Origin of the sequence: Paracoccus haematequi (assembly GCF_900631945.1) — a bacterium.
Lineage (GTDB): Bacteria > Pseudomonadota > Alphaproteobacteria > Rhodobacterales > Rhodobacteraceae > Paracoccus > Paracoccus haematequi_A.
In genome coordinates this window covers 1-8,777 of sequence record NZ_UZWE01000038.1, presented here as the reverse complement: position 1 = coordinate 8,777, position 8,777 = coordinate 1, and the positions used below count along the sequence as shown (strand labels likewise).

The 8,777-nt window shown below is 64.1% G+C and carries 7 protein-coding genes and 4 pseudogenes; 5 read left to right on the top strand and 6 right to left on the bottom strand.

Annotated elements, in window-relative coordinates:
- Positions 1 to 110: 110 nt before the first annotated feature.
- Positions 111 to 531 (top strand): annotated as a pseudogene (locus tag PARHAE_RS14080) (IS66 family transposase); the annotation flags it as partial.
- Positions 532 to 554: 23 nt separating this feature from the next.
- Here PARHAE_RS14080 and PARHAE_RS21725 read toward each other — a convergent pair.
- The 3 genes and pseudogenes from PARHAE_RS21725 to PARHAE_RS21155 all read right to left on the bottom strand — a co-directional run bounded on the left by PARHAE_RS21725 (position 555) and on the right by PARHAE_RS21155 (position 2,788).
- Complete coding sequence (locus PARHAE_RS21725; RefSeq protein WP_241232821.1) at positions 555 to 722, bottom strand: hypothetical protein; 168 nt, start codon at positions 720 to 722, stop codon at positions 555 to 557.
- Between the two features lie 1,033 nt (positions 723 to 1,755).
- Positions 1,756 to 2,622: pseudogene (locus PARHAE_RS21720) on the bottom strand (recombinase family protein); the annotation flags it as partial.
- Positions 2,612 to 2,788, bottom strand: coding sequence for a hypothetical protein (locus tag PARHAE_RS21155; RefSeq protein WP_155992545.1), 177 nt, complete (start codon positions 2,786 to 2,788; stop codon positions 2,612 to 2,614). The pseudogene PARHAE_RS21720 and the gene PARHAE_RS21155, both read right to left, overlap by 11 nt.
- Positions 2,789 to 2,978: 190 nt before the next feature.
- Here PARHAE_RS21155 and PARHAE_RS21915 point away from each other — a divergent pair, with 190 nt between their 5' ends.
- Positions 2,979 to 3,101, top strand: a complete 123-nt coding sequence (locus tag PARHAE_RS21915; RefSeq protein WP_277600681.1) for a hypothetical protein — start codon at positions 2,979 to 2,981, stop codon at positions 3,099 to 3,101.
- Positions 3,095 to 3,310: pseudogene (locus PARHAE_RS14070) on the top strand (transposase domain-containing protein); the annotation flags it as partial. The gene PARHAE_RS21915 and the pseudogene PARHAE_RS14070, both read left to right, overlap by 7 nt.
- 216 nt (positions 3,311 to 3,526) lie before the next feature.
- Here PARHAE_RS14070 and PARHAE_RS14065 read toward each other — a convergent pair.
- From PARHAE_RS14065 to PARHAE_RS14055, 3 genes are all read right to left on the bottom strand, one after another.
- The gene (locus PARHAE_RS14065) at positions 3,527 to 5,668 is read right to left on the bottom strand and encodes a peptidase domain-containing ABC transporter (RefSeq protein WP_206436967.1); all 2,142 of its coding nucleotides are present in this window, start codon (positions 5,666 to 5,668) and stop codon (positions 3,527 to 3,529) included.
- Positions 5,669 to 5,682: 14 nt separating this feature from the next.
- A complete protein-coding gene (locus tag PARHAE_RS14060) occupies positions 5,683 to 6,963 on the bottom strand; it encodes an HlyD family secretion protein (protein WP_126155222.1) in 1,281 nt (426 codons plus the stop codon).
- Positions 6,964 to 7,057: 94 nt separating this feature from the next.
- Positions 7,058 to 7,279, bottom strand: coding sequence for a hypothetical protein (locus tag PARHAE_RS14055; RefSeq protein WP_126155221.1), 222 nt, complete (start codon positions 7,277 to 7,279; stop codon positions 7,058 to 7,060).
- A gap of 636 nt (positions 7,280 to 7,915) precedes the next feature.
- On the opposite strand from PARHAE_RS14055, the gene PARHAE_RS14050 reads away from it, so the two are divergent.
- Together PARHAE_RS14050 and PARHAE_RS14045 are read left to right on the top strand one after the other, a co-directional pair.
- A complete protein-coding gene (locus PARHAE_RS14050; RefSeq protein WP_206436966.1) occupies positions 7,916 to 8,347 on the top strand; it encodes a helix-turn-helix transcriptional regulator in 432 nt (143 codons plus the stop codon).
- A 145-nt stretch (positions 8,348 to 8,492) separates the two neighbouring features.
- A pseudogene (locus tag PARHAE_RS14045) lies at positions 8,493 to 8,777 on the top strand (ornithine cyclodeaminase); the annotation flags it as partial.

Sequence of the window (8,777 nt, the reverse complement as noted above, 5' to 3'; positions counted from 1 at the left end):
TCAGCAGTTCATCCAGAAGTTCCTTGGAGATCGTCATGCATGCTTCCTTTCGGTGAAGCATGGACCGGACCACTCATACACAGAAGATCGGACACTCTCTTTGCCCGACGAATGGCTATGCTGGATACAACCGGCTGATTGCTGCGGACCGGATCGGTCCGGGCATCAAACTGGCGCATTGTTGGGCCCATGCGCGCCGCAAGCTGATCGAGATCACCCGCACCGGATCCGCGTCGATTGCCGAAGACGGCGTGGCCCTCATCCGCGAGCTATACTCCATCGAGGCCGAGATCTGCGGCAGCGACACCGCGACCCGACTGGTTATCCGGCAAGACCGCTCTGCCCCGATCCTCGCCCGTATCGACGACTGGCTGGCCCACTACCGCGCCCGTGCCTCGGCAAAGTCACCCTTGGGCGAGGCCCTTGCCTACATCGCCAAATACCGCGAAGGCCTCGGCCGCTTCCTTACCGATGGCCGCGTCGAGACCGACAGCAACACCGTCGAACGCACCATCCGTCCCATCGCGAGTGGTGAGTCATTATACCCCTCTTCTTCAAGTATCTGGAAACATTGGAAGTTGGTTCTGGTCGTCAGCGTGACGCGGGCGTCCCTTCTGTCTAAGTGCCTCGACGACACATTTGCTCTCGAGTTCTTTGGCCCGGATTTGCCAGGGCGCGCCCGGAACGACCTGCTCGGCAGGCAAAATCCCGTCCTGGATCATCCGCCGCACGACATGGCTGGTCACCCCGAGTTTTGCCGCAGCCTCGCGCATGGTGAGCCAAGCGCCGTCCTTCTCGGCCGAGCGAAAGGCGTGGATACCGCGGACCCTGCGGATGGAGGCCACCCGATGCGCCGTCCAAGTCTTGTCCTGCGGTGCGCACGCCCATCCGGTTCAAGGTGGCCGCGATATCGGTGTCGGAAAAGCGCGTTGCCATCCGCTCCATCACGGCCAGAGCCTGCTCGGGCGTCTGGCAACCATGTTCCCCCGTCCTCGGTTTACGCACCCGCAATTGCGAATGCTGACCACCTTGCCAGTGGATCGTCAGCACGACCTCCCGTGTCGTGTCGTCAATATCGGCGATGATGTCCGAGATCAGCGCCCGGATCAGTTGCTGGCGGCTTCGGGTCGTGACACCCGGCGCCGACCAGGCTGCGGAAAGGTCCGCCGCCAAGCTCTCGAAGTTGGGCATCGGCGCGGTCGGGTCCGGGGTATCCGTCGCGGCAAGGCGTGCCCGGCAAGCCTCGACACGGCGCAATGCGGCTTCCCAATGCTTCTCAAGCTGAGCTGCGATAAGCCGGTTCTCCGGGTCGCAGGCGGCATAGCGCCGTTCTGCCAGCGAAGCATCGTACTCGGACTGTTGCAGATCGAGTTCGGCCACGCGCCGACGCTCGGCTTCTCCTTCCCTGTGCATCCGCTCCGCCTCCAGTGCGGCCTCGATCGCCGTCGGCTCGACCACGCGCAGTATCTCCGATGCGATTGCGGCGTCCACACGGGATCCGCCGAAGCTCAGACAACGTGGCAGGCCGAGCATGAGATTGGGCCGATCGCAGCGATAGGTCGGACGACCCGGCGGGGCACCGACATAGGCGACGGCCAGACCGCGGCCACAGCGCCCGCAGGTCAGCATGCCCGCGAGAAGGGCACGGCCGCCCCGCCCGGACTTCTGTCCTCCCGCACGTCCATAGGCGTTGGCCGCGAGCAGCATCTGGTTCCGCTCGTATTCCACCCAATCAATATAGGCGGCATGATGATCGTGGATAAGCACGTCCCACGCTTCCGGTGGTTTGCCATGGCCGTAGGACTTGCGCGCGCGCCCGTCGACCAATTCGATCCGCTTCTCGCTCTTTCCATAAACATATGCCCCTGCGTAGAAGGGGTTCTTCAGCAGGCCGATGACATTGCGGTAGCGGATTGCTGTCCAGTCGAAGGTTGTCAGGCGCTTCCCGTCCGAAGGCCGCGGAAAGAAAACGCCCTCAGCCGTCAGCGACAGATGCGTCTGCCGCGCGCTGCCGAGTTGGCGGAACCGTTCGAAGACCAACCGGATCACTTGCTGGAGCCGGAAGTCGGGATCGAGGCCGAGCCCGATCTCGCGATGCCAGATATAGCCGATCGGCACGCTGATCCGAAGCTCGCCACGGCGCGCCTTCGCCCGGGCGGCGTCAATCATGCGTGCTCGGATCACCCCGAGTTCAAACTCGCTGATGCTGCCCTTCATACCCAGGAGCAGGCGGTCATTGGGCAAGCAAGGATCGTAGACGCCGTCGAGGTCGATAACGCGCGCCTCGACAAGCCCGCACAGTTCGAGCAGGTGGTGCCAGTCCCTGCCGTTACGCGCCAGCCGCGAAGCGTCAAAGCAGAGCACGGCGCCGACTTCCCCGGCGCACAAGGCGGCGACAAGCTTCTCGAAGCCGGGCCGGGCCACCATGCCGCTGGCAGAGCGGCCGAGACCGTCGTCAATTACATCCACGGTCCGGAAACCGCGACGACGTGCGACCTCGACCAATTCATATTGCCGTCGTCGGCTCTCGGTGTTGAGTTCAACTTGGGCTTGGGTTGATTGACGCACATAGACTACCGCCTTGCGCTGCAGGATGGCCGGCGGAAGGAGATCACCGTCCATTATCGCTTCCCTCCGGTTCGCTTGCTCCCGCCGCTTCGGCCAGGAGGATGGCCAGGCACGTCACCACCTGCTGGCGCTCTCGTAGGCTCATCCCGCGCAACCGCTTCGAGTCGAACTGCATCTGCAGTTGCCTGGGGCATGAAGGCTTGATGGGCAGGTCTTGCATCGGTCTGTTCCTTTCCGACGATGGGATCACCGGAAGAGCTTCGCCGAAGACCGCGCCGACTCAGAAGGTCATCGAGATCTGACAGGGCCACGAGTGACACGCGCGGTGTGCCGAGGTCCATGCCGGTGCAAGATGCCGGATCGAGCATCCACGCGGCCACGACCATGAATACTCCAGGCAGCACCTCGATATGGACGAACTGGCCGGACTTGCGTCGGTCGACGCGCTCGACCCGAAACTGTCGGCCGAAAAGCGCGTGCCAGCGGTAATGCACCTCAACAAATTGCCCGACACGGGCAGAATGAACGGGTGATGGCCCTCGGGCGGAAAAACTACCTCTTCGTCGGCTCCGAGGCAGGCGCCGAAAACGGGGCTGTCATCGCCTCGCTGATCGAAACCTGCAAAATGAACGGCGTCGATCCGCATGCTTGGCTGACAACCACGCTCACCGCCATCCTTCGTGACCACAAGCAGAGCCAGATTGACGACTTGCTCCCGTGGAATTACGCTGTCACAGCGTGATCGGGACACCGCTTACAATCTTCCCATGGGCTGGGCCATCGAACTGGTGCTTCGGCTTTGTTGCCGACAAACCGGGAATTGCGTTTGGCGCGCTTGCCGGCGAGGTTACGGAGCAGGTTCCCAGCCCTCGTAGGTGCGTCCATCTGGGAGCGTCTGGAGTATGCGCCCCTGCGCCTGCGCCATAACCGCATGTGCGGCCGGAACGACGCACCTCCTTCAGCGGCCCGGCTCGGCCTGCCGCAGGGGCGGGCCGGGGTCGGCGGGGTTTCGCAGGACGGTCGTCGCCTCGGCGATCCGGCCGTTCGTGACCACCAGATGGCGCGAGGCGCGGTGGATCAGGGCAGGCCGGTGCGCGATGGCGATGCGGGTGATCGGCAATGAGGCGATCAGGTCGACGATGGTGCGTTCGGTGTCCTCGTCCAGGTTGGCCGTGCCTTCGTCCAGCAGCAGCAGCCGGGGTTTGCGATAAAGGGCGCGGGCCAGCAGCACCCGCTGGCGTTGCCCGCCCGACAGCGCCGACCCCATGTCGCCGACCAGCGACAGGTACTGCATCGGCATCCGCATGATGTCGTCGTGGATGCAGGCGGCCATGGCGGCCTCGGCCACGCGATCCATGTCGGTGTCGGGATCGAAAAAGGCGATGTTGTCGGCGATGCTGCCCGACAGAAGCTGGTCGTCCTGCGCGACGACGCCGATCTGGCCCCGCCAGGCGCGCCACATGGCGGGCGTCGCGGCCAGCCCGTCCAGCCGGATCTGGCCCGTCGTGGGCTGGTTCAGCCCCAGCAGCAGCTTGGCCAGGGTCGTCTTGCCGCCCCCGGATGCGCCGCTGATCGCCACGAAATCACCCGGCGCGATGGTCAGCGACAGGTCGTCCAGCACCAGCGGCAGGTTGTCGGCATAGCGGAAGCCGACATTCTGCAACTCGATCCGGCCCTGCACCTCCAGCATCCGCATCGGCGTCGCGTCGGGGCCGATGTCCGGGGCTGCCGTCACGATGTCGCCCAGGCGATCCAGATGCAGGCGCAGCAGGCGGAACTGCATGATTTCCTCGACCACGGACATGGTGCGGTCGGAGAAAGTCTGACGAAAGGACAGGAAGGCCATCAGCATCCCGATGGAAAAGCCCTGCGCCTCCAGCACCATTCGCGCGCCCAACCAGATGACCAGAATCGTCTGGATGCCCACGACCGCGCCTTGCAGGAACCCGCGAGAGATCTCGAACCTGCTGACGCGGATGCCGCTGTTGATGACGGCGGCGAAGCGGTTGCGCCAGCGGGCCTCTCGTTCGACTTCGCCGCCCATCAGCTTGATGGTGGGCATCGCGCGCACCGTCTCGATCAGGTTGGACTGTTCGGCGGCGCGGGCGACGATGCTGTCCTCGGTGCTGCTGCGGGTCGCGGGATAGAAGGCGAAGCCCAGCAGCAGGACAATCGCCAGCGAGGCGACAACCACCACCGCCAGCGTCGGGGAATACAGGAACAGCACGAATGCGGCGATGACCGCCATCGCCCCGTCCACGATACCCGAGATCATCCCCCGCGTCAGCGCGTCGCGAATGGCTTCCGTCGATTCGATCCGAGAGATGATGTCGCCGACATGGCGTTTTTCGAAAAACGACACCGGCAGGCGCAGCAGGTGGCGAACGATGTTGCCCACCACCTGGAACGACATCATCGACCCCAGAAGTTGCAACACCCAGGATCGCAGCGCGTCCAGCCCGGCATGAAGCAGGGTCAGCGCGCCAAAGCCAAGCGCCAGCACCGTCAGCAGGCTTTGGTCGGACCGGCCGATCGCCTCGTCCACGACAAGCTGGATATAGAAGGGCATCGCGAAGGTGGCGATCTGAAGCACGACCGAAATCAGCAGCACCTGCGCCACCGACGACCCCAGCCCGGTGATCCGCGTCCACAGCGCGCCAAGACGCACCGGCATCCGCGCGTCCAGGTGGCGGAAATCGCCCGCAGGCGCCAGTTCCAGCACGATGCCGGTGTAATGATCCGACACCTCGTCGATGGTCATGACCCGCTTGCCGCGTGCCGGGTCATGGATCGTATAGGTCTTGCCGCGCACGGACTTCAGCACGACGAAATGGTTCAGATCCCAATGCAGGACGGCGGGCAGGCGGATCCGCCCAAGGGCCTTGATTCCGACCCGCAGCGGGCGCGAGGCCAGCGACAGATCGTCGGCCAGCCGCATCAGATCCTTCATCGTCGCGCCGGTCAGCGACACGGAATGGCGCTGCCGCATGCCGTTCAGGTCGATGTCATGGCCGTAGTACCTGCCGATCATCGCCATGCAGGCCAGACCGCATTCGGCCCCCTCGGCGGCGCGGATCACCGGCAGGCCGACGCCGGTCAATGCCCCGATCCCCCTCACAGCCGGCCCACCGCATAGATCGGATCCAGCAGCCATTCGATCAGGCTGCGCCGGTCCTGCACGATACCCGCCGACAGCAGCATCCCCGGCTGGATCGGCATGTCCTGGCCATAGGCCGTCATCACGTCCCGATCCAGCGTGACCTTGACCCGGAACACCGGCTCGGTGATCTGAAGGCCGGGGATGGTCACGTCGGCAGGCGCCAGAACGGTGCGAGAGACGCTGGCGATGACGCCCCGCGCCGTGCCGAACTTCTGATAGGGAAAGGCCTGATACATCAGCCGCACCTCTTGTCCCGCCTGAATGAATCCGGCGGATCGCGACGGCACCATCAGTTCGGCCTGCAACTGCGATCCGGCGGGGGTGATGACCGCGATGGCCGTCTGCGCGTCCAGCGTCTGCCCGACGGACACCGGCACCGCGACGACCCGCCCCGCCACCGATGCCGTGGCGTGATAGGTGTTCATCACCGCAAGCTCGGTCCCCTGGCGTTCAAGCGCCGCCTGCGAGGCGCGGGCCTGCGCCTCGGCCGCGCTGATCGAAAAGGGCAGCGCCTGCAACTGGGCGTCGATGTCGCCGATCTGGCGGGCCATGGTCATCATGGCGGTGCGGGCATCGACCAGTTCCTGTTCGGCCAGCAACACATTGACCTCGGATTCCTCGATCTGCTTGTTGCTGCCGAAGCCGCGGCTGCTGATTTCCTTCATGCGGTCGGAATTGGCGCGCATCAGGTTCAGGCGTTGGGTGATGGCGTCGATCCGGCCGTTGCCCGCGTCCATCTCGCGCTGCATGGCGGCGCGTTGCAGGCGCAGGTTGCGCTGCTGGGCCTCAAGACGCTCGCGTTCCGCCTCGGCCTGCGCGCGCGAGGCGGACAGCTCGATCCCCAGGTAATCGGCGATGGCGGTGCCCGCGTCGCCGCCGTCCAGATCCTGCGACAGGCGCAGTTCGGCCAGCGATTGCCCGGCCGCGACCTCGTCGCCCTCGGCCACGTCCAGGCGTTCCAGCACCCCGCCCTGCCGCGCGGTGATGCGGATCAGCCCGCCTTCGGGCACGACCCAGCCGCTGACCGTCTCGATCCGGGAATAGCTGGCCGTCGCGGCAAAGATCAGCGCGCCGGTCACGATCAACGCGGCCAGCACGATCAGCACCCGCATCCGCATGGGCAGCGCCAGCACCACCTCTCCCTGCAAGGATCGGGCCTGATGCGCCAGCGCCTGCTGCCGGAACAGCGGGGCGGGCGCCTGCACCTGATGCTGAGGTGGAGGGGTATGCTTCATGGCTGCGGCTCGGCATGGATGCAGAAAGACCCGCCGCGGAAACGGCGGGTCCAGGATCGTCTAGGATCCGTCAGATTGCGGACCCCGCGACAGATCAGCAGGGCTTTCCGCAGGGCGGGGTGGTCGGCTTGCAGGGGGTCGGTTCCGGCTTGCACTTGGGCGCGGTGTTGCAGCCGGATTTGTTCGAGAACAGCGACAGTTTGAACGACAGCAGGCCGAACAGCAGGCCCAGGGTGCCGCCCGACACGGCGTCCAGATCGGCGTCGTTCAGGGCAACGATCGCGTTGTCGTCGATTTGGTTGTAAGCAACGTTCATGATTTAGTCCTATCTTTACTATCCGGCAAAGAAGCCATTTTACCGGTTCACTGTCCCGGAACCACTGAATTGCATGGAATAACGTCCATGCGCGCTGCGGCGGACAACCATCCGCCTTATCCAGACCCGTGTCGTGGCCAAGCCTGAATCCCCGAGGGCGATGAAACAGTTGCAAAGGCGCCATCACAAACGGCAACCCGATCAGAGCTTTTCCTTGCGCGCCTCATCACGCCATTTCGTTAAAGAAAGGTTAAACCTGTCGCAATCCGGTCTGCTATCGGCCGAATGTTCGAGACATCAGCCTGATGACATAGGTCATCGCAACCGCTGGATAGATAAATCATCCTAAAAATAGCGCCGAGAATCATGCCAGGCGCAATAAATTGACAACCTTTACGTGTTATTTTTCGATATGCCGCAACTTTAGACCGTTAAGAAAATGAAGTAAACTATTTTATGTCATGCTTAATAAACCGCCGGGCAGCGGACAGCGGTCAGCCGCTTGCGCTCTACTGCCACAATCAACGCACGAGATGATTTGGACGTTCCGTCGATGGTCGCATGGTGTTAGGACGATTTTCGATGGTATCCCGACCACATAGTGCAGTTTTTACGATCGTTCCGGGTATTAATAAATTGACCCACCAGCAGAAAGACCGTTCCGGCCGTGTAACGATCACGGTCGCGAATGCCGAACCCCATGTCGTGGCCAGTGTCCGCCTTCTGGCCCGGTTTCTGGGCTCTGACATCAAGGTGGTGCAGGTCGACAGCCTGGGACGCATCGATGTGCCCCCCGGCCACGCCGTATCGCGAAGGGGCGACACGATCCATCCCGCCGGGACGCTGCGCGACGGGGCGTTCCGGAACATCGACCTGACCCATCGACAGCGCGAAGTGCTGGACTGCGTCATGCAGGGATTGACCAACAAGGAAATCGCCCGAGTCCTAGGCATTTCCCCGGCGACGGTGCGCACGCATGTATCATCGCTGATGCGGTCGATGGGGGTCACATCGCGCACCGCCGCCGCCACGCTGGCCGCCAAGCTGGCGCAGGGCGATCCGCGCTGAACGCCCGCGCATGATCCGGGACAACCGCATTTTCATGCGATCTTCGGGAATCGCGGTTGACAGGCCGGGCGCGGCATCGCGTCATGGCCTGGGCATTGGCCCGCGTCTTTCAGAAACAACCTCTTGTCCGCGTGGGGTCACGATCATGCACGATAGCCACACCCCCCGCTTCATCACCTCTGACACGGCGGCCGGTCGGCTGGACTGGCCGGGCGCGGTCCAGGCGCTACGGGCCGGTCACGCCCTGCCTCGGGCCGAGATCGCGGACACCTTCCTTGGCCCCGCGACGGCCACGATGATGACCCGTTCGGCCTTCATTCCGGGGCTGGGCTACGGCGCCAAGCCCTTCACGGTGTTCGACGGGAACGCCGCCAGGGGGCTGCCGACGGTGCAGGGCGGGATGCTGGTCTTCGACAAGGACGACGGGCAT